The organism is Sinorhizobium garamanticum (genome assembly GCF_029892065.1).
In the GTDB taxonomy this organism is placed as follows: Bacteria; Pseudomonadota; Alphaproteobacteria; order Rhizobiales; family Rhizobiaceae; genus Sinorhizobium; species Sinorhizobium garamanticum.
Window position 1 is genome coordinate 3,474,440 of the sequence record NZ_CP120373.1, and the last position, 19,603, is coordinate 3,494,042.

12 protein-coding genes are annotated in these 19,603 nt (G+C 62.1%); 8 read left to right on the forward strand and 4 right to left on the reverse strand.

The window, feature by feature from the left end; all coding sequences use genetic code 11:
- Positions 1-123 precede the first annotated feature (123 nt).
- Entirely contained in the window at positions 124-1,299 is a 1,176-nt protein-coding gene (locus PZN02_RS16385; protein WP_280659009.1) for an MFS transporter, read from the forward strand.
- Positions 1,300-1,414: 115 nt separating this feature from the next.
- On the opposite strand, the gene soxR is transcribed toward PZN02_RS16385, so the two are convergent.
- Entirely contained in the window at positions 1,415-1,888 is a 474-nt protein-coding gene (soxR, locus tag PZN02_RS16390) for a redox-sensitive transcriptional activator SoxR (RefSeq protein ID WP_280659010.1), read from the reverse strand.
- A 79-nt stretch (positions 1,889-1,967) separates the two neighbouring features.
- On the opposite strand from soxR, the gene PZN02_RS16395 reads away from it, so the two are divergent.
- Together PZN02_RS16395 and PZN02_RS16400 are read left to right on the forward strand one after the other, a co-directional pair.
- Entirely contained in the window at positions 1,968-2,543 is a 576-nt protein-coding gene (locus tag PZN02_RS16395; RefSeq protein ID WP_280659011.1) for an NADPH-dependent FMN reductase, read from the forward strand.
- Entirely contained in the window at positions 2,540-3,778 is a 1,239-nt protein-coding gene (locus PZN02_RS16400) for an MFS transporter (RefSeq protein WP_280659012.1), read from the forward strand. Before PZN02_RS16395 ends, PZN02_RS16400 begins: the two co-directional genes overlap by 4 nt.
- 17 nt (positions 3,779-3,795) lie before the next feature.
- Here PZN02_RS16400 and PZN02_RS16405 read toward each other — a convergent pair whose 3' ends face one another.
- Complete coding sequence (locus PZN02_RS16405) at positions 3,796-4,257, reverse strand: tRNA (cytidine(34)-2'-O)-methyltransferase (RefSeq protein ID WP_280659013.1); 462 nt, start codon at positions 4,255-4,257, stop codon at positions 3,796-3,798.
- Between the two features lie 468 nt (positions 4,258-4,725).
- Between PZN02_RS16405 and PZN02_RS16410 the strand changes: the two genes are divergently transcribed.
- The 5 genes from PZN02_RS16410 to PZN02_RS16430 all read left to right on the forward strand — a co-directional run bounded on the left by PZN02_RS16410 (position 4,726) and on the right by PZN02_RS16430 (position 11,736).
- Positions 4,726-6,579: an ABC transporter ATP-binding protein gene (locus tag PZN02_RS16410; protein WP_280659015.1), complete on the forward strand. Its 1,854-nt coding sequence runs from the start codon at positions 4,726-4,728 to the stop codon at positions 6,577-6,579.
- A gap of 150 nt (positions 6,580-6,729) precedes the next feature.
- On the forward strand, positions 6,730-8,595 hold the full coding sequence (locus PZN02_RS16415) for an ABC transporter ATP-binding protein (protein ID WP_280659017.1): 1,866 nt from the start codon (positions 6,730-6,732) through the stop codon (positions 8,593-8,595).
- A gap of 362 nt (positions 8,596-8,957) precedes the next feature.
- Complete coding sequence (gene petA / locus PZN02_RS16420) at positions 8,958-9,536, forward strand: ubiquinol-cytochrome c reductase iron-sulfur subunit (RefSeq protein ID WP_280659018.1); 579 nt, start codon at positions 8,958-8,960, stop codon at positions 9,534-9,536.
- A 14-nt stretch (positions 9,537-9,550) separates the two neighbouring features.
- Positions 9,551-10,831 (forward strand): cytochrome b, encoded by a 1,281-nt coding sequence (locus PZN02_RS16425; protein ID WP_280659019.1) that lies wholly within the window; start codon positions 9,551-9,553, stop codon positions 10,829-10,831.
- 32 nt (positions 10,832-10,863) lie between these two features.
- Positions 10,864-11,736 (forward strand): cytochrome c1, encoded by an 873-nt coding sequence (locus PZN02_RS16430; protein WP_280659020.1) that lies wholly within the window; start codon positions 10,864-10,866, stop codon positions 11,734-11,736.
- A gap of 197 nt (positions 11,737-11,933) precedes the next feature.
- On the opposite strand, the gene PZN02_RS16435 is transcribed toward PZN02_RS16430, so the two are convergent.
- Positions 11,934-12,356 carry a VOC family protein gene (locus PZN02_RS16435; RefSeq protein ID WP_280659021.1) on the reverse strand — a complete coding sequence of 141 codons (423 nt, stop codon included), beginning with the start codon at positions 12,354-12,356 and terminating at the stop codon, positions 11,934-11,936.
- Between the two features lie 679 nt (positions 12,357-13,035).
- Entirely contained in the window at positions 13,036-19,230 is a 6,195-nt protein-coding gene (locus PZN02_RS16440; RefSeq protein ID WP_280659022.1) for an apolipoprotein A-IV repeat region-like domain-containing protein, read from the reverse strand.
- Between the last annotated feature and the right edge of the window lie 373 nt (positions 19,231-19,603).

Genomic DNA, 19,603 nt, shown 5'->3' on the forward strand with positions numbered 1-19,603 from the left:
CGCGCTCGCATAAAACCAGTGACGTATCCAGAAACATGGTCGCCACAGTGCAACCTTTGCGCTACAAGGGCAGGCGGAACATCTCGAAGCCGTTCCATCCTCCCTCTCCCGACGTCGTATTTCATGCTCGTCTTCCGCTCAGTCGCTATTCTGTCCGCAACGCAGATCATTGCCTGGGGCGCCATGTTCATGGCCGTTTCGGTGACGGCAGCCGAAATGGCCGGCGATCTCGGCCTCAACCCGTCGAGCGTCTATCTTGGGCCAACCGTCATGCTGGTGGCGATGGCGCTGTGCTCGCCGCCGCTCGCCGCGGTCTATGCCCGCCATGGTGCCCGGCGGGTGTTGGCGCTCGGCTCGCTCTTCGCAGCACCCGGTCTCTGGCTCCTTGCAGGAGCGGACGGAGCGTTTTCCTATTTCGCCGCCTGGGCCGTCCTTGGCATGGCAGGCGCTGCAACCCTGACGACCTCCGCCCATGTCTTCCTGAATGAAGTGGCGGGTGAGGGCGCCCGGCGTGCGATCGGGGCGCAGATGCTCGCCATGGCACTCGCGCCGAGCCTTGCCTGGCCTGCCACTGTCTATCTCGAGGGCCTGTTCGGTTGGCGCAGCACCTTCGCGCTTTATGGCGCGGTGATGCTGCTTGTCTGCGCGCCGTTGCATTTCTTCGCCCTGCCAAAGACTGCGGCACATGCCGGCGCGCCCAAAACTCAGTCGTTAAAGGCTCCGACCCGGCAGGAAACGGGACGCAATCGGCTTGTCACAGCGCTGATCACGACCGCCGTCGCGCTCAACGGGTTCGTCACCTGGGGCTTCCAACTGGTGGTGATCGACCTTTTCCGCAGCTTCGCAGTGCCGGATTATCTGGCCGTCGGCTTCGGTTCAGCGATCGGGTTCATCCAATTGTCCGCGCGGCTTTTTGACTTTCTGGGCGGTAACCGCTGGGATGGCCTGACGACCGGCCTGGTCGCGGCAGCAATCATGCCGCTCGCCCTGCTGGCATTGATTTTCGGCAACGGCGCCGAGTGGTCGATCATCGTGTTTCTCGTGCTCTATGGCCTGTCGAGCGGCGCCATGTCGGTCAGCCGGGCGACGATGCCGCTCGTATTCTTCACGTCAGGACACTATGCATCGGTAATGGCGCGCCTCGGTCTTCCCCTCAATCTTGCCTTCGCCGCCGCTCCACCCTTCTTTTCATTCATTCTCGGCGCGGCCGGAAATTGGTGGGCCTTGGCGATCGCGCTTGTCTGCTCCCTTGGCACGCTGGCAAGCATGATTGCTCTCGACCGCATGAGGCCGGCTTAGATCACGATGATTTTAGGTCGGATCGACCTAAAATCATAAACGTGATCGATTCTAATAAGTTAGCGCGGGATGCGGGCGGAAAACCGCACACACTTTTCCTCATCCCGCGCTGGCGTTAATTGGTTCCATCCATCGGATCGATCAGGCGCGGGCCGGCTCCTTCGTCGCCAAGTACGTCGTATGGATTGCGCAAGGGACACTCGCGCATCGAAAGACAGCCGCAGCCGATGCACCCCGTCAGATGGTCCCGCAGCGCCGTCAGCTTGGCGATGCGCTCGTCCAGCTGGTGCCGCCACGTCATGGAGAGTTTCGCCCAGTCCTCGACGGTCAACGGTCGATCGTGTGGCAAGACCGAAAGCGCCGACTGAATCTCTGCCAGCGGAATGCCCGTGCGCTGAGCGACCTTGATGACCGCAACGCGCCTCAAGACTGCACGTGGATATCGCCGCTGGTTGCCGCGGCTCCGGTTGCTTCTGATCAGCCCTTTGGTTTCGTAAAAATGGAGTGTGGAGACTGCAAGACCACTGCGTTCGGCAACCTCGCCGACCGTCAACTCACGCGAAACATCACCGACTTTGCCTTTTTCCATGGGATGCTATTGACCTCAACTATGGTTGAGGTTCTATAGCATGAGCTCCCTGATACCGACAACAAGGAGCTGATTCCCCATGACAGAGAAGATGACCCTCGCTGTGATCTACGGCAGCGCACGGCAGGGCCGATTCTGCGATACCGTCGCCAGCTGGCTTATGCGTGAAATTTCGACTTCCAGCGTCTTCAGTCTGACGATCATCGATCCGGTGAGACTGAGGACCTCTCGTGGTGTCGAAAAAGCCGTCGATCCAGCCGAATGGATGGAGCGAAAGGTCGCCGAAGCAGATGCCTTCATCGTCGTCACGCCTGAATACAATCACGGCTATCCGGCCGCGTTGAAGGAACTGATCGATTCTGTCTACGAACCGTGGCATGCCAAGCCGGTTGCCTTCGTCTCCTATGGCGGCGCATCCGGCGGCATCCGGGCCGTAGAGCAGCTCCGTCAGGTTTTCGGGGAACTGCATGCGGTCACCTTGCGCGATGGCATCAGCATCCCGAAAGCCTGGTCCAAATTCGATGCGCCCGGAAATCTCTACAAGCCCGATGAAATGCGCGCACCGTTGTTCCTGATGATGGATCGGCTGACCTGGTGGGCGCGGACGTTGAAGACCGCGCGCAAGGCGACACCTTACAATGAGATCGCAGCATGAGCGGTCCGACCTTCAACATGGCGACTGGTGCGCAGGGGGTCCTTTCCCCCGGCACCCGGGGGCGCAATCTTACGCTTCTGTGCGTGAGCGCGTTGACGATCATGTCGGGCGCCACAATCTCCGCGTCCTTGCCCGGCATCGAGGCTCGCTTCGCCGAGGCCGAGGGCGCGGCGCTGCTCAGCCGGCTGATGCTGACGCTCCCGGCAATCTTCATCGCCGGACTCGCGCCCGTCGCCGGCGTCATTGCCGACCGGTTCGGTCGAAAGCGCCTGCTGCTTCTTTCGCTTGTCGTCTTCGCGCTGGCTGGATCGTCCGGCCTCGTCCTTGACAGCCTGCCGGCCTTGCTTGTCGGCCGCGCGGTCCTTGGCGTTTCCGTCGCAGGCATCATGACGACGGCAACGGCGCTGGTCGGCGATTTCTTCGAGGGGGTAGCGCGCGACCGCTACATGGGGTTTCAGGCCGCCTTCGTCGGTATCGGCGGTGCCATCTTCCTGTCGGGCGGCGGTCTGCTCGCCGACATCCACTGGCGCGGGCCCTTTGCGATCTATTGCCTTGCCTTTGCGCTGTTGCCGGCAGTCTTCGCGCTGATCCCGGAGCCGCAAAGACACCACGCCTCGCCGGTTGCGGATGTAAGAAAGGAGGAACGCCACGGTTTCGCGCTGCCGCTCGTCCTCTTGCTTTTCGCGGCATGCCTGCACTTCGCGATCTTCTACATGCTGCCGACCCAGCTCCCATTCTATCTGAAGAGCCTCGGTATCGCGCAGCCAAGCCGCGCCGGTATCGCAATCGGAGCAGGGCAGGTTGTTGGCGTCCTGGCGGCGCTTTCTTTTTCGCGGGTGAGGGGCCGCATCGGTCGGATGGGCGTCTTCGCCCTCGGTTTCGCGGCACTTGGTGCCGGCTACATCGGATTGGGAAGCTCTCAATCCTATGCGGGCATCCTTGCCGCCACGGCGATAACCGGGATCAGCATGGGTTTGATGACGCCGAACCTCTCGGCTTCGCTGCTGGCAATCGCGCCGCCGGCACTACGCGGGCGACTTTCGGGCGCTTTGATAGCCAGCATCTTTGCCGGCCAATTCATCTCACCGCTTGCAAGTCAGCCGCTCGTCCGCGGCTGGGGCTATGCGGCCACCTTCACAGGCGCGGGTGCGTTGCTCGGTGCGCTCGCCCTGATCTGCCTGGTAAGCCGGATGCTGCTCACCGTGCGCTTCCGGCAACAGGAGGACAGGGCATGACGCTTTTCGCCGTCCGGTCAGGCAGGCTCGGTTTGGCGGATCGCTTCGCCGACGATCATGGCGGCCGAGATGGCGATATTGAGCGAACGCTGACCGGGGGCCATCGGGATGACGACACGGCCGTCAGCCCGCTCGTGCACCTGGTCCGGCACGCCCGCGCTTTCACGTCCAAACAGCAGGATGTCGTCCGGGCGAAAGGCGAAGCGCGTATAGGGCTCCGCCGCCTTGGTCGAGGCGAGCACAAGCCGCCTGCCGGTAGTCGCCCGCCAGGCTTCGAAGCGCTCCCAGTTGACGTGGCGGGTGAGGGTGACGGCTGCAATGTAGTCCATGCCGGCGCGCTTGAGGTTGCGGTCCGACAGATCGAAGCCGGCTGGTTCGATGATGTCGACCGAGAGGCCGAGACAGGCAGCGAGCCGCAGGATCGTGCCGGTATTACCCGGAATGTCCGGCTGGTAGAGCGCGATGCGGAGAGTGTTCATGGGCCTTCACCGGAACGTAGGGAAGCGTGGAAAAGCGACGGCTTCTATGACAGTGAATTGTCCCGCGATCCACCCGGGCCCTCGCCATGGGAGGGTACATTTCACGTCGCTGGTTTTGTGCTCGCTAATCTGTGCCGTATTGGCAACAGCAGGCACGATGATTACAAAATGGGCAAGAAAATACCCGCGACAATCTGGCGCGGGCGCGCGAATGGGTTTAAAGCTCGCTCATCTTCAACGCGAACCGATGGAGGCATGCATGCATATTCCCGTGATGACACGCCTCTGGGCCGGGTCCTTCCTGGTCTGACCGGTTCCGCGCCTTTTCTTTCTATCGATCGATTGACGCGCGCTCCGGTTCTCCGGAGGTCGTAGCCTGTTTTGCGGGCCCATTTCCGGTTTCGATTTTTCAAGATAAGAATGCGGGGCGACCCGCCTTCCTTCAAAATACTCTGAAGGAGCTCGACAATGTTTGGCTGGTTTGAATCCCGCCTCAATCCCTATCCGACGGAAGAGCCGACGCTTCCGCCGAAGGGCCTTTTTGCCTTCTGCTGGCACTACACGAAGCCGGCGGTCCCATGGCTTCTGATCATGTCGGTCTGCACGATGCTGATTGCAATCGGCGAGGTGGCGCTGTTCCAGTTCCTTGGCAACATGGTCGATTGGCTCACCAGCGCCAACCGCGAGACTTTCCTGGCGGCCGAGGGCGGCAAGCTCTTCTGGATGGCGGCGCTCGTCCTCATCGGCCTGCCGGGTCTCGTCGCTGTCGATTCCTTCGTCATGCATCAGGTGTTGCTCGGCAACTACCCGATGATCGCGCGCTGGCAGATGCACCGTTACCTCTTGCGCCAAAGCATGACCTTCTTTGCCAACGAGTTCGCGGGACGCGTGGCGACGAAAGTCATGCAGACGTCACTTGCCGTGCGCGAGACGGTGATGAAGATTCTCGACGTCTTTGTCTATGTCGTCAGCTATTTCGTGACGATGCTGATCGTCGTCGCGACGGCCGACTGGCGGCTGGTAATGCCGCTCGCTGTCTGGCTCGTCGTCTATATCGCCATCGTCACCTACTTCGTGCCGCGGCTGCAGAGGATCTCGAAGGAGCAGGCCGATGCGCGTTCGATGATGACGGGCCGTATCGTCGACAGCTACACCAACATCGCGACGGTCAAGCTGTTCTCGCATGCGGGCCGCGAGGAAACCTATGCCCGCGCGGCGATGGACGAGTTCCTCGACACCGTTCACCGGCAGATGCGTAAGGTCACGCTGTTTCACGTGTTCGTCTACACGAACAACAGCCTGGCGCTTTTCGCCATCAGCACCCTTGGCATCCACCTGTGGCTGACGAGCGCGATTTCGGTGGGTGCGATCGCCATCGCGATCGGCCTTGCGATGCGCATCAACGGCATGTCGCAGTGGATCATGTGGGAGGTCTCGGCGCTGTTCGAGAATATAGGCACGGTCTATGACGGCATGGGCATGATGACCAAGGCGCATGACATTGTCGACCAGCCCAATGCGACCATGCTGAAGGCGGACAAGGGCGCGATCAGCTTCGACAACATCCGCTTCCACTACGGCAAGGCGAAGGGCGTGATTGACCGGCTGTCGCTCGACATCCGCCCGGGCGAGAAGATCGGGCTCGTCGGGCGGTCGGGCGCCGGCAAGACGACGCTGATGAATCTCCTGCTGCGCTTCTACGACCTGGAGTCCGGTTCCATCCGGATCGACGGCGAGGATATCTCCACCGTCACCCAGGATAGCCTGCGCTCGCAGATCGGCGTCGTCACGCAGGACACGTCGCTATTGCATCGCTCTATACGTGACAACATCGCCTACGGGCATCCGGGAGCGAGCGACGCGGACATCATCGCGGCGGCGAAGAAGGCGAACGCCTGGGACTTCATCCAGGCGCTGGAGGATAATCTTGGCAGGCGCGGCCTCGATGCACAGGTCGGCGAGCGAGGCGTCAAGCTTTCCGGCGGCCAGCGACAGCGCATCGCGATCGCGCGCGTCTTCCTCAAGGACGCACCGGTCCTGATCCTTGACGAGGCAACCTCGGCGCTCGATTCGGAAGTCGAGGCGGCGATCCAGGAAAACCTGTTCGCGCTGATGTCAGGCAAGACGGTGATCGCAATCGCGCACAGGCTCTCGACATTGACCGAGATGGATCGCCTGGTGATCCTCGAGGCCGGCCGAATCGTCGAAACCGGCTCGCATGAAGAACTCGTCGCCAAGGGCGGGCTCTATGCCGATCTCTGGTCGCGCCAGTCCGGCGGCTTCATTGCCGACGACCTGGAGAAGGAGGAAGCGGCGGAGTAATCCGCCGCTTCGATTGTCGTTTGATAGCAATTGGTTAAAGCGTTTTTCTCGCGCTCGCCGGCTGCATGGCGCGCGCAACTCACGCATTTGTAATGTAGCCGGCATCCGAAATCGTTTGCCGCCGCTGCACAACCACCTATATCGGAAACCATGCTGCGGGCCATCGTCACCATCTTCGAGAACTGGATCAAGCCGTTCGCGCCGCGGGAGAGGCTGCAGCCACCAAAATCGCTGTGGGGTTTCGCCTGGTTCTACGCAAGCCAGGCGAAGGGGCCGTTCGTTGCCATGGCGGTGCTCGGCGGCCTTGTGGCGATGCTGGAAGCCGGACTTTTCTATTTCGTCGGCCGGCTGGTCGATGTCCTCGACACGGTGAAGCCGGAGGCCGGGTGGAGCGGCCTGATTTCCACCAATGGACCGGAACTGCTCTTCATGCTGTTGACGGTGTTGGTGTTCCGCTTTCTCGCCGTTGCGCTCGCCGCGCTCGTCGAGGAACAGGCGATCATCACCGGCTTTCTCAACCTGGTGCGCTGGCAATCCTATGTCCACGTAGCGCGCCAGTCGCTGACCTTCTTCCAGAACGACTTTTCCGGCCGCATCGTCACGAAGGTCTGGTCCGGCGCGCAGGCCACGAGCGACCTCATCGTCTCGCTCCTCCAGGTCGTCTGGTTCATCGTCATCTACACGGCCTCGACCATGGCGCTGATCGCCCAGCTCGACTGGCGGCTCGCGGCAATGGTGGCATTCTGGATTGTGGTCTTCCTTGCGCTTGCCCGCTATTTCGTCCCCCGTGTGCGCAAGCATGCCCGCGAGACGGCCGAGATGGCGTCGATGCTCAATGGTCGCATGGTCGATGCCTATTCGAATATCCAGACGCTGAAGCTCTTCGGCAGTGATGAGGAGAACGACCGCTATATTCGCGCCGGCTTCGACCGGTTCCAGGGAGCGGTGATCCCTTTCACACGGTTGCTGACGGCCGTGCGGTCGTCGTTGGCGCTGCTGTCCGGCCTGATGATTGCGGCGATTGCCGTCTATTCGATCCATCTGTGGCTCGCTGGCGCCGTCAGTTCCGGGGCGGTTGCGTTCACGCTGGCGCTGGTCCTGCGCCTCAACATGCTGCTCGGCCGCATGATGTCGCAGTTCAACGCGATCATGCGCAATATCGGCACGATGCAGAATTCCGCCGAGCTCGTCTCCCAGTCGATCGGGCTTGTCGACCGCCCAGGTGCGCCTGATCTGAAGGTGCACCGACCGGAGATCCGCTTCGAGCACGTGAAATTCCACTACGGAAAAGGCGGCGGCGTCATCGACGATTTCTCGCTCACCATTCGGCCAGGCGAGAAGGTCGGCATCGTTGGTCGGTCCGGTGCGGGCAAGTCGACGCTCGTCAACCTGCTGCTGCGCTTCTACGATCTCGAGGGTGGCCGCATTCTGATCGACGGCCAGGACATCGCCGCGATCCGTCAGGAATCATTGCGCGCCCATGTCGGCATGGTCAGCCAGGACACCTCGCTTCTGCACCGGTCGATCCGCGACAACATCCTCTTCGGACGGCCCGGCGCGAATGAACAGCAGTTGATTGAAGCAGCCCGCAAGGCGGAGGCATACGAATTCATCGTAAACCTGGTGGATCAGCGTGGCCGAAAGGGTTTCGACGCGCATGTCGGCGAACGCGGCGTCAAGCTTTCCGGCGGCCAGCGGCAGCGAATAGCGATTGCCCGTGTCATGCTGAAGGATGCGCCAATTCTCGTTCTCGACGAGGCGACCTCCGCGCTCGATTCCGAAGTCGAGGCCGCCATCCAGTCGAATCTGGAGCGCCTGATGGAGGGCAAGACGGTGCTCGCGATTGCCCATCGGCTGTCCACGATCGCCGCACTCGACCGACTAGTCGTAATGGACAGGGGACGCATCTTAGAGGATGGCACCCATGCGGAGCTGATTGCGCGCGGCGGGCTCTATGCCGACCTCTGGTCGCGTCAGTCGGGCGGTTTTCTGGCGCGCGAAGAAGCGGCGGAATAGGGCGCTTAAATGTCGCTCGCTGGCCGTCCGCGAGACCTTCCGGGAAACGGCCTGCAACCCCGTCAAGTCCTTGTGCCAATTGGTCGCGCTTTTAGCCGCGACAATCTGCCCACATCCCCTTGTCAAGGCTGGACATAATTTGCGATCAGGCATAGAACGCGGCCGATTGACGGGGAATCTGCGTGCAGTGCGTGCGCATGATTTTCCGGATACTGGTGTCCGGTCCATGCTTGTCTCGGCGGGCCGGCTGGGGCGCCAGCGAGTTGAGAGGGCGTGGTTCCTTGGATTGGGTGAAGGCCTGAACAGGAATCTCGCCGGGGCGGATGCGGTTCCGCAACATTGCGTGAGAGGATGGTTTAGCCGTGAGCGAACACGACACTTCAAGCGAGACCTTGGGCGAGCCCACTCGCCGCGATTTCCTTTACCTGGCCACGGGCATGGCCGGCGTCGTCGGCGCCACTGCCGCCGCCTGGCCGTTCATCGACCAGATGCGCCCCGACGCATCGACGCTCGCGCTCGCTTCGATCGAGGTCGATGTTTCCAGCCTGCAGCCCGGCATGTCGCTGACGGCGAAATGGCGCGGCAAGCCGGTCTTCATCCGCAACCGCACGGACAAGGAAGTGGAAGACGCCAAGGCCGTTCCTCTGGAAGATCTCAAGGACCCGGTTGCGCGCAATGCCAATCTTGCTGACGACGCCGCGGCCAACGATCTCGACCGGTCGGCCGGCGAGGGCAAGGAAAACTGGATCGTCATGATCGGTTCCTGCACCCATCTCGGCTGCGTTCCGCTCGGTCAGGCCGGTGATTTCGGTGGCTGGTTCTGTCCCTGCCACGGCTCGCACTACGACACGGCCGGCCGTATCCGCAAAGGCCCGGCACCGGAAAACCTCCCTGTGCCGACCTTCTCGTTTGTTTCCGACACAGTTATCAAGATCGGTTGAGGGGACTACTGATAATGAGTGCTGATCATTCAACCTACACGCCAACGACAGGCATCGAGAAGTGGGTTGATTCCCGTCTTCCGCTGCCGCGCCTGGTTCACGACTCGTTCGTCTCCTATCCGGTTCCGCGCAACCTGAACTACGCCTACACCTTCGGCGCCATGCTGTCGGTGATGCTGGTCGTCCAGATCCTGACCGGCATTGTGCTGGCCATGCACTATGCGGCCGAAACGTCCGTCGCCTTCAATTCGGTCGAAAAGATCATGCGTGACGTCAACCACGGCTGGCTGTTGCGCTACCTGCATGCCAATGGTGCGTCGTTCTTCTTCATCGCGGTCTATCTCCACATCGCCCGCGGGCTCTACTACGGTTCCTACAAGGCACCGCGCGAGATCCTCTGGATCCTTGGCGTCGTCATCTATCTTCTGATGATGGCAACTGGTTTCATGGGCTACGTTCTGCCTTGGGGTCAGATGTCCTTCTGGGGCGCGACCGTTATCACTGGCTTCTTCTCGGCATTCCCGCTGGTGGGTGAGTGGATCCAGCAGTTCCTGCTTGGCGGCTTCGCCGTCGATCAGCCGACGCTGAACCGCTTCTTCTCGCTGCACTATCTGCTGCCCTTCATGATCGCAGGCGTCGTCGTCCTGCACATCTGGGCTCTGCATGTAGTCGGCCAGACCAACCCGACCGGCGTCGAAGTGAAGTCGAAGACCGACACGGTCCCCTTCACGCCCTATGCAACGCTGAAGGATGCGCTCGGCGTATCGGTGTTCCTGATCGTCTACGCCTGGTTCGTCTTCTACATGCCGAACTTCCTCGGCCATCCGGACAACTATATTCCGGCTGATGCGCTGAAGACCCCGGCTCACATCGTTCCGGAATGGTACTACCTGCCGTTCTACGCGATGCTGCGCGCCATCACATTCAACATCGGACCGATCGACTCCAAGCTTGGCGGCGTTCTGGTGATGTTCGGCTCGATCCTCGTCCTGTTCTTCCTGCCCTGGCTCGACACGTCCAAGGTCCGCTCGGCCGTCTACCGCCCGTGGTACAAGCTGTTCTTCTGGATCTTCGTGGCTAACGCGATCATGCTCGGCTGGCTGGGTTCGCGCCCCGCAGAAGGCCTCTATGTCGTGATGTCGCAGCTCGGCACGCTGTACTACTTCGCCTTCTTCCTCGTCATCATGCCGGTTCTCGGCCTGATCGAAACGCCAAAGCGCATTCCAAACTCCATCACTGAAGCGGTGCTGGAAAAGCAGAATGCAAAGGCGCAGCCGGCAACCGTACGCGCTTGATCAGAACAGTGATTGATAAGGAACCCACAACAATGAAAAAGCTTGTTAAAGGCATTCTGTCACTCGCTGTCGTCGCCGGTCTCGGCTTGGGCGCTGCCGTCGCCCAGGAACCGGCAGGCGGGGAGGAGCATGCCACCACCGGCACGCCGCACTTCCCGATCCACAAGCCGGAACAGCAGGATTGGACCTTTGCCGGCCTCTTCGGCCACTACGACAAGGGCCAGCTGCAGCGCGGCCTCAAGGTCTACACCGAAGTCTGTTCTGCCTGCCACTCGATGAACCTCGTTGCTTTCCGTACCCTCGAGGATCTCGGCTATTCCGAGGCTCAGGTGAAGGCGTTCGCGGCAAACTACGAAGTTCAGGACGGACCGAACGCGGACGGCGAAATGTTCACCCGCAAGGCCGTTCCGTCTGATCACTTCCCGTCGCCCTTCCCGAACAAGGAAGCAGCGGCTGCCGCCAACAACGGCGCCGCACCGCCGGACTTTTCGTTGATCGCGAAGGCACGCGGCATCGAGCGCGGTTTCCCGCAGTTCGTCTTCGACATGTTCTGGCCCTATCAGGAAGGCGGACCGGACTACATCCATGCGCTGCTGACCGGTTATCAGGAGCCGCCGGAAGGCGTTGAGGTCGATGAGGGAACGCATTACAACCCGTACTTCGCGAACGCCGCAGCGCTGGCCATGGCCCCGCCGATCGCCGACGACCAGGTCACCTATGACGACGGCACGCCGCAGACGGTGGACCAATACGCCCGGGACGTCTCGGCATTCCTGATGTGGGCGGCCGAGCCGCATCTCGAAGATCGCAAGCGCACCGGCTTCATGGTCATGGTGTTCCTGCTCATCTTCACCGGCCTCATCTACCTGACGAAGAAGTCGGTTTACGCAAACAAGAAACATTGATCGAATCCGGCAAGGGCCGGACCGATCAGCGGAACTTCGAGGGCCCCGATTCATCCGGGGCCTTTCTTTTTGCTCTACAGCGCCACGCGTCTACAGCACCGTGCGTTCAAATGGACGCACAAAGGACGCACTAGCACTTGATTCTAGAGGATCCTGACCGCTTTCACTGATGCCAGGCCTCTCCCGGCGCTCGGCGTTCAATCGGCTACCGTCCATTGCGGGTTCCAGACGATCTCCCAGAGATGGCCGTCCGGGTCGTGGAAATAACCCGAATAGCCGCCCCAGACGCGTTCATGCGCCGGATCGGTGATGACTGCGCCGGCGTTCTCAGCCTGCTTCATGACGGCATCGACCTCTTCTTTCGATTTGACGATGTGCCCGATCGACACCGCACCGAGCCGCACTGGTGGCGCAGTTATCTTCGCGTCCTTCGCAAGCGAAGTTGTCGGGAACAGTGCCAGAATCAGGTCCTCGCCCATATGGAAGAAGACCACCGCACCATCCTCGAATTGCTGCCCGACAATCCCCTCCGTCGGCAGTCCCATTCCGTCGCGATAAAAGGCAAGAGACTTTTCGAGATCGTTCACGCCAAGGGTAAGGACTTTGATCCGCGGCTTCATTTCGGCCTCCTCGAGCGCCGCGCGCCATATCCGACGCGCACAGCTCATTGCAGCATTTGAATTGCCGTGATTCTGTTCTCAAATCGGAGCCGATTTAAGGACCATTCGCCGTCTGGGCGTCATACGCCTCGACGGCGCTGCTTTGTCGTTTACGGCGCCGCGCGTCTTATCAGACGCGGCGGCCCAAGTCCGCGGCGCGTCTTTTCAGCCTAAGACCTGGGCTGGATTCCTGTGACAAGCACAGGAATGAGGATGAGACGAGAAGCCTTGCCGTACCGCAACTGACGAGGCCGAAACTGGCTTCTGTCGTGCACTGTGATCAGACGCGCGAAGGACGCTGTAGCACTTTGAATTGCTGCATGTTTTCATCCCTAAATCGGTCACGATTTAAGGGAACATGCAGTAGCGAACGACGCCGTCTCTCGCGCGTGCTGACTGTTCCCGCAAGGCCGATCTACAAGAGCGCGATTGGTTGGGCGCCACCACAATCGTCAGAGGCGAGGACAACCCGTCGGCGGAGAAGGAGAACAATTCTCTGAGCGTGGGCAACCGCGGTCGACACGGTTGACGCCGCGTCGCTCGCGCCTGCGAGGATCTCTGTGGTCGCCTGCGGTACGGCGGATACGAAAACGGCCCCATCTTTCGACGGGGCCGTTGCCTGCAGGAGCTCTCTTCCGGATCAGTTGAAGCGACCGGCCGCGTGGGCGAGCATCGTGTAGACCTTGCCCGTATCGGACGTCAGATAGGTCTGCGTGATGCGCTTGTCGGGATCGTTCCGCGCCACATCGGCGAGAAGCTTTTCGAAATCAGCAATGTAGCGGTCTACCGCCGTCCGGAATTCCGGCTCGCGATCATACTTGCGCTTGATCTCGTCGAATGTCTGCTGGCCCTTGAGCGTGTAGAGCCGGCGCGTGAACACATCGCGTTCGCCGCGCTGATAACGCCGCCAGAGATCCACCGACGCGTCGTGGTCGATCGCCCGGGCGATGTCGACCGAAAGCGAGTTCAACGACTCGACCACATGGCGCGGATTGCGGTTATCGCCGGGGCGCACCGAAGGCTGGCTTTCCGCCGGCCGCTGGCGTGCGGTGGCGGGCGCTTCTTCACGCGAAGCCGCGCGAAGCAAGTCGCGCATCCAGCCGCCGCCTTCCTCCGAGCGGTCCTCGGCCACATCCTGGCGGGCAGGCGGCTGCGGGCGCGTGGCCTGCTCCAGCCCAAGGCTTCCGCGCAAGGTGGGAGCCGGCGCCGGAGCGGGAGCGGGAGCCGGTGCTGGGGCCGGCTGCTCACGCCGCGTCTCCGCGAGCGGTTGCTGGACGACCGGGCGAGGGGCGGCAGGGGCCGGAGCATTCGAAACGGCCTGCTGGCGAACCGGCTGCGCGACCTCTAGCTGCGTGGACGACTTGCCGATGATTTCGGAAAGCTCCTGCAGCGCCTTGATCTGCTCGGAGACGGCGCGCCGCATCATCGAGGCGTTCTCCTTTGCCTCTTCGGGCAGGTCGAAGGCGCCGCGCTTCAGTTCCTCGCGGGTCATGTCGAGTTCCTTGCGGATCTCGGTGGCGGAGCGCCGGATATCGTCGGTCGCACCGCTGAAGCGGTTGATCGCCTCATCGATTGCCTGACGGACGGCCTCGCGCAGTTGGGTGGCGACGCCGTCAGACTTCTTGCCGCTTTCCGCCAGCATGCGCTCGATGTCGGACACCGAGGCTCCGACACTGCCGCGCAGGCGAGACGCCACTTCCTTAGAACGTTCCTCGGCGTTTGCGAAGGCGCCCTCGATCGATTGACCGGCATCCTCGCCTGCCTTGGCGATAGCTTGGCGAAGTGCCTCGGAGGCGCTGAGCGCGCGCCCCTCCACCTGCGACAGGGTCTTGTTGACGTCGGCGAACGAGGTTTCAACGCCCGAGCGCAACGTGTTGGCGATCTGGCGAGTCCGTTCCTCGGCGCGCGCGAAGACGCCTTCGACCGACGCGCCTGCTTCCTCGCCAGCCTGCGCCAGAGCGTTGCGCATCGCTTCGGCAGCCTCGTTCGCACGCTGTTCGGTGCTCGACAGCAGGCGGCCGACGTCCGCGAAGGAAGACTGGATGCCATTGCGAAGATTGCCGGCGACCTGACCGGAGCGTTCTTCGGCGCGCTGGAAGGCGCCGTCGACGAAGCCTTCCAGTGCCCGCATCGTCCGTTCGATTTCCTCCGAGCGCTGCACCAGGCCGACGGAAAGGGTCCGCAGTGCGCCCTGACGCTCTTCGAGCGTGCTGACCAGGTTCGACTGGGCGGCGGCCAGCAGGTCGGACGCCTGGCCGAGAACCTTCGAGTGATCCTCGAAGCGGCCGACGATCCCACCGATCTGAGAAAGCGTCGAGCCAGCGATGTCGGACAACTTGTCGACACGGCCTTCGATGAGGCGCGCGGAACTCGAGAGCATGTCGGACGCCTGCCGTGTCGTTTCCGAGAACTTCGATGCCGTCGCCTCGAGGCGCTGGTCCATGTCGCCGAGATTGTCGCTCGCCTGGTCGATAACGGTCGCGATCGCCGAATTGTTGGCGGCGAGCTGGTCGATAAGGCCCATCGCCGTCGACTGGAGACGGTTCTCGACCATCTTCATGGCCTTGGCCGTCTCTTCCGCGCGCAGCGTGATGGCGTTGAGCGTTTCGTCGGTCCGCTCGGTAATCGCGTTGATGAGCGCCGCATTTTCAGCGCGCAGGCGATCCGCGCTTTCCTGGGTGAGGGTAGCGATCCGCTCGGCGGCTTCCTTGCCGGTTGCAGCATACTGCTCAATGACGGGCCGTGCCTGCTCGTCGAGAAGGCGGGAAAGCTCGAGCGAGCGACCGGCGAGCATCGAATTGAGTTCGCGGGTGCGTTCGTCGAGCGTGCTGCGAATGGCCTGGCCGCGGGCCTCAAGCGCCTTTTCCGCATCCGAGAGGCTCTGCTGGATGCCCTGGGCGTGGCTTGCCACCTGGTTATGGGTGGAGGCAAGGCGGGCGGTCGCCGTATCCGCGGCGTCCGTAACCGAGCGGGCGAGGTCGGCATGGCGGGCGGCCGTAGACGACGCGGTCTGCTCGATCGAGGTCGCGAATTCGGCGTTGCGTGCGGCAAGTGCGTCGGCGAAATCCGCGCCGGCCCGGGACAAAAGGTCGGCCGAACGCGCAGCTTCCGCGTCGAGCTCCTGGGCTGCGCTGCTTACCGCACCGCGCAAGCTGGTAACGAGAGCGGCTGCCTTGCCTTCGATCGTCCGGTTGACGTTTTCGAGACCGATGTTGAGCGCACGATCCATCGTACCGAGCCGCTCTTCGATACGGCCTGTGCCGGCCTCGATCGCCGTGGAGATGCGGGTTGCCGCCGTCTCGCTGATCCGATCGATCTCCCCGGCGCGTTCGCCAAGGCTGTCGGCGATCCGCTGTCCGGCATCGTCGACGATGGCGTTGACGCTGCCGACACTGTCGCGAATTCGCTCTTCGAGCGAACCGAGGCTTGTTTCGATACGCGCCCCCGTGTCGTCGACGATCGTACTGACGTTGCTGACGCTGCCGCGGATGCGCTCTTCGAGCGAACCGAGGCTTGTTTCGATGCGCGCCCCGGTGTCGTCGACGATCGCACTGACGTTGCCAACGCTGCCGCGGATGCGCTCTTCCACGGCGCCGAGGCGGTTCTCGATGCGGATACCCGTATCGTCGACGATGCCGCTGACGGTACCGACAGTGCCGCGAATACGCTCCTCAAGCGAACCAAGGCTCGTTTCGATGCGCGTGCCGGCTTCGTCGACGAACGCGTTGACGCTAACAGCGCTGCCCTGAACGCGATCTTCGAGCGAGCCGAGGCTAGCCTCAATGCGGGTGCCGGTATCATCGAGGCGGTTGTTGATGCTGTTGATCGAAATGTCGACGCGATTGGTGAGCGTGTCGGCCGCAATACTGATCTGGTCGGCCGTCTCGGCAAGGCGCTCAGCGATATTGCCGGTGGTCGAGCGCATGCGCGCGTCGAGTGTTTCGGCGCTGCGGTCGATGACACCGGCGATCGATGCCTGTCGCTCCTCAAGCGACATCTCCAGCATGCTGGCGCTGGTCGCGAGCGTCGTCGCGATCGCCATGGACTGATCGGACAACAGATCCTCAAGCTGTTCGCGGCCCTGGCCGACGGCCAGATTGATCGCGTGGATCCGATCATCGAGCGTCGCCCGTATCTGGTCATGCGTCGTCGTGAGCGTATCGCGCAGATGCTCGGTCTTGCCGGAAAGCGCCTGTTCGATTTCCGCAGCCTTGCCGGCGAGCGAGGCGGTCGCCTCGGATGTGCGGGCAGTAAGCGCCTCTGCGATCTCGGCGCTGGTGCCGGTCAAGGCGTCCGAAATCTTGCCGACGCGGCCGCTCAGATCTTCGGCGATACGAGCGCTTGTTTCGGTGAGCGTGCCGGCGATCTGGCTGACGCGGCTGCCGAGGTTCTCGGCTACCTCCGATACGCTTTGCGAAAGCTTGTTCTCGATCTCGCCGACGCGGTCCGTCATCGTCTCGGCGACAGCCATTGCGCGGAACGTCAGGTTGTCGGCAACGTCTTCGGCGTGGCGGCTGAGAGTGTCGGCCATTTCATTGGCGCGGGCCGACATCGTCGAGTTGATCTGCGTTGCGCGCTCCGAAAGGATGCCATCGAGCGCCGTCGTCTGGTTGCTAAGCGCGTCGGTGATCGCCTCGCCGCGTTGCGACAGCACACCCTCGAGCGTTTGGGTCTGGCTGCTGAGCGCTTCGGAGATCGCCTGTCCGCGCTCGGAGAGGACGCGCTCCAGTCGATCAGCGGTACCGGCGACGGCACCTTCTACGAGGCTCACGCCGGAGGTAAGGGCGGTCGAGATGGCGGCAGTGCGCTCCGAAAGCGTGTTGTCCAGGCGATGCTGGCTTGCCGCGATCGCGCTGGTGATTTCGTCGGTCGTGCCTGTGAGTGTCTGTTCGATCCGCGCATGCGCGGATTGCAGGCCGTCGATGAAGGCGGACGTGCGCGAATCAAGCCCCTCGGTCAGGCGCTGCTCGCTGGTCGTCAGCGCATCGGTAAGCGCATCGGCACGCCGGCCGAAGCCATTCTCGATCCGTTCCTGTGCCTCGGTAAGCGCCCCCATCAGCGAACCGGTTTTCTCAGAAAGCACGCTCTCGATGCGCTCCTGCGCACCACCAATGAGGTTGCCGAGCTCGGACGTACGGCTGCCGATACTTTCCTCGATGAAATCCTGTGTCGCGCCAAGGGCCGTGGCAAGCGTCAGCGACTGGTCGGAGAGGGCCGAACCGATCTTGTCGATACCGCTATCGAGCGCGCTGCCGATCGCCTCCGAGCCACCGGAAACGGTCTCGTTGATCCGGTGCAGGCTTTCCATCAGCTTGGTGTCGAGGAGGCTAGCTCGCTTGTCGAAGGCGCTGGCGAATTCGTGGAAGCGTTCGTCGAAGGCCGTCGCCAAATGGCCAACCGTGGTCTGCAGCTTCTCTTCAAAGAAACCGCCGCGAAGATCGAGATCCATGATCGCGTCGTCGGCGCTTGTCTTAAGACTCTGCCTGAAGCTTGCGCCCTTTTCGTCAAGGGCGGAGTTGAGCGAGGCAAGCACGTCATCGAGCCCGCCGGCGATCGCCTGCTGGCCGACGCTCAGGCTCTCGTTGAGGTCGCGGGTCCGTGCGATCAGCGTTTCGTTGAGCTGGCGCGCACGCTCGTTAAGGGCGGCATTCAGTTTTTCGGTATTGGCATCGAGGGTCGAAGCGCGGGTCTCGAACTGGCCGAGCAGCTGCTCGCCGCGTTTCTCCAGGGTCTCGCTCAATGCGTCGAGCCGTGCGTCGAATTCATTGCTGAGCGCGACACCGGCCGTCGTCAGTCCGGAAAGCAGCGCATCAGTACGGGTGGACAGCATCGTGCTGATGGTCTGCAGCGCGTTTTCCGACCTTTCGCTGAGGGCGGCCGAGCGCGTATCGATCAAAGAAGCGAAGGCTTCGCCGGACACAGCAATGCGCGAGGCGATATCCTCGCTCGCCAGTTCCAGATCGTCCTTCAGCTTGGTGTGCGCACCGGCGATCGACGTGCGGATACGGTCCGCGTGACCGATGATCGCTTCGCGCTCAAGCCCCAGTTCCTGGACGAGGGTGCGAACGCGAAGTTCGTTTTCGCTGTAGCTGCGTTCGAGCGCATTGACCTCGGAGTGGACCAGCGTTTCGAGTTCCGTCGCACGTGCGATGGTCCGCTCGATACCTTCATTCATTGCTGACACTTCGCGACGGACGGCCTGGCCGACGGTCATCACGCGGTCTGCGGCGGTTGTTTCCGGCTCGGCAAGACGCAGTGCGACCTCCGCCATCGAGCGCGCCGCATTGCGCAGATCCTGCGCCCTCGCGATCATGACGGCAAAGGAGAAGAACGCCATCACGGGCAGGGCGATGCCGATAAGAATGCCGATTGCACCCGGCGTGGCGGCGAGATCGGCAGGCGAACGGATCTGCCAAATCTGCGGGGCGTAGAGGAGGTGGGCAACGGCGAGACCGGCGAAGGCCCAAAGCAGCGACACCAGCGCAGCGGTACGGATTGCCGCGCGGCTGGTGCGGACTTCGAGAGAACGCAGCATTGCGGCCGGCGATCGGCGCGTATCGTCATTTGCAGGCGAAAGCGGTGGCTGTTTCGGCGCGGGTTCTGGCGCGAGGCTGCGTACCGCCTTCGGCGCTTCCTGCTGCGCCTTTGGAGCCTGCGCCTGACCAGATGCTGCCGCCGCCTGCTTGCTGGGCTCAGACACGGTTTCCTCCGGTTCATCCAAGGAAGTCTTGTCATTCAGAGCCGACTTAAGGTCGTCAAAGTCGATTTTCAGGGCCGCTTCCAGTGCCTGGAACGCCTTTTCGTCGATCGACTCACTGCTCTTTTTCGTCGCCATAGGGATACGCCTCACTACTATTGCCCGCCGATGGCCATCTCCGCAGCGCCGGGGAGGCACCCGAAGACATCCGAAACAGGGCGGTGACACCAGGATACACACACCACATCTGCGTAATACCCTGCCTGATCACCCATTCCATTGCCTCGATGGATAGCCGGAACTAAGGCCTTTCGGCACCGAGCACACAGCTTATCCACCGGAACAGTTGCCACTTTCGTACGCAAACACATTCCTGACCGTATCGTAGTGACACATTAGCCAGGTTCTTACAATTAAGCGCAATCCGCATTCATTAAAATCCTAATGATTTCTTAACAGAATGACGGCCTTCCGGCGGGAAAAGCCAAGGAAATCAGCCCGTTTAACGTCC

Bases quoted from the DNA above. Each gene is read 5' to 3' on its own strand.
- PZN02_RS16405 (WP_280659013.1), bottom strand. From the start codon at position 4,257: ATGAACACTCTCCGCATCGCGCTCTACCAGCCGGACATTCCGGGTAAT.
- PZN02_RS16410 (WP_280659015.1), top strand. From the start codon at position 4,726: ATGTTTGGCTGGTTTGAATCCCGCCTCAATCCCTATCCGACGGAAGAG.
- PZN02_RS16440 (WP_280659022.1), bottom strand. From the start codon at position 19,230: ATGGCGACGAAAAAGAGCAGTGAGTCGATCGACGAAAAGGCGTTCCAG.
- PZN02_RS16430 (WP_280659020.1), top strand. From the start codon at position 10,864: ATGAAAAAGCTTGTTAAAGGCATTCTGTCACTCGCTGTCGTCGCCGGT.
- PZN02_RS16415 (WP_280659017.1), top strand. From the start codon at position 6,730: ATGCTGCGGGCCATCGTCACCATCTTCGAGAACTGGATCAAGCCGTTC.
- PZN02_RS16425 (WP_280659019.1), top strand. From the start codon at position 9,551: ATGAGTGCTGATCATTCAACCTACACGCCAACGACAGGCATCGAGAAG.
- PZN02_RS16435 (WP_280659021.1), bottom strand. From the start codon at position 12,356: ATGAAGCCGCGGATCAAAGTCCTTACCCTTGGCGTGAACGATCTCGAA.
- PZN02_RS16395 (WP_280659011.1), top strand. From the start codon at position 1,968: ATGACAGAGAAGATGACCCTCGCTGTGATCTACGGCAGCGCACGGCAG.
- soxR (WP_280659010.1), bottom strand. From the start codon at position 1,888: ATGGAAAAAGGCAAAGTCGGTGATGTTTCGCGTGAGTTGACGGTCGGC.
- PZN02_RS16385 (WP_280659009.1), top strand. From the start codon at position 124: ATGCTCGTCTTCCGCTCAGTCGCTATTCTGTCCGCAACGCAGATCATT.
- PZN02_RS16400 (WP_280659012.1), top strand. From the start codon at position 2,540: ATGAGCGGTCCGACCTTCAACATGGCGACTGGTGCGCAGGGGGTCCTT.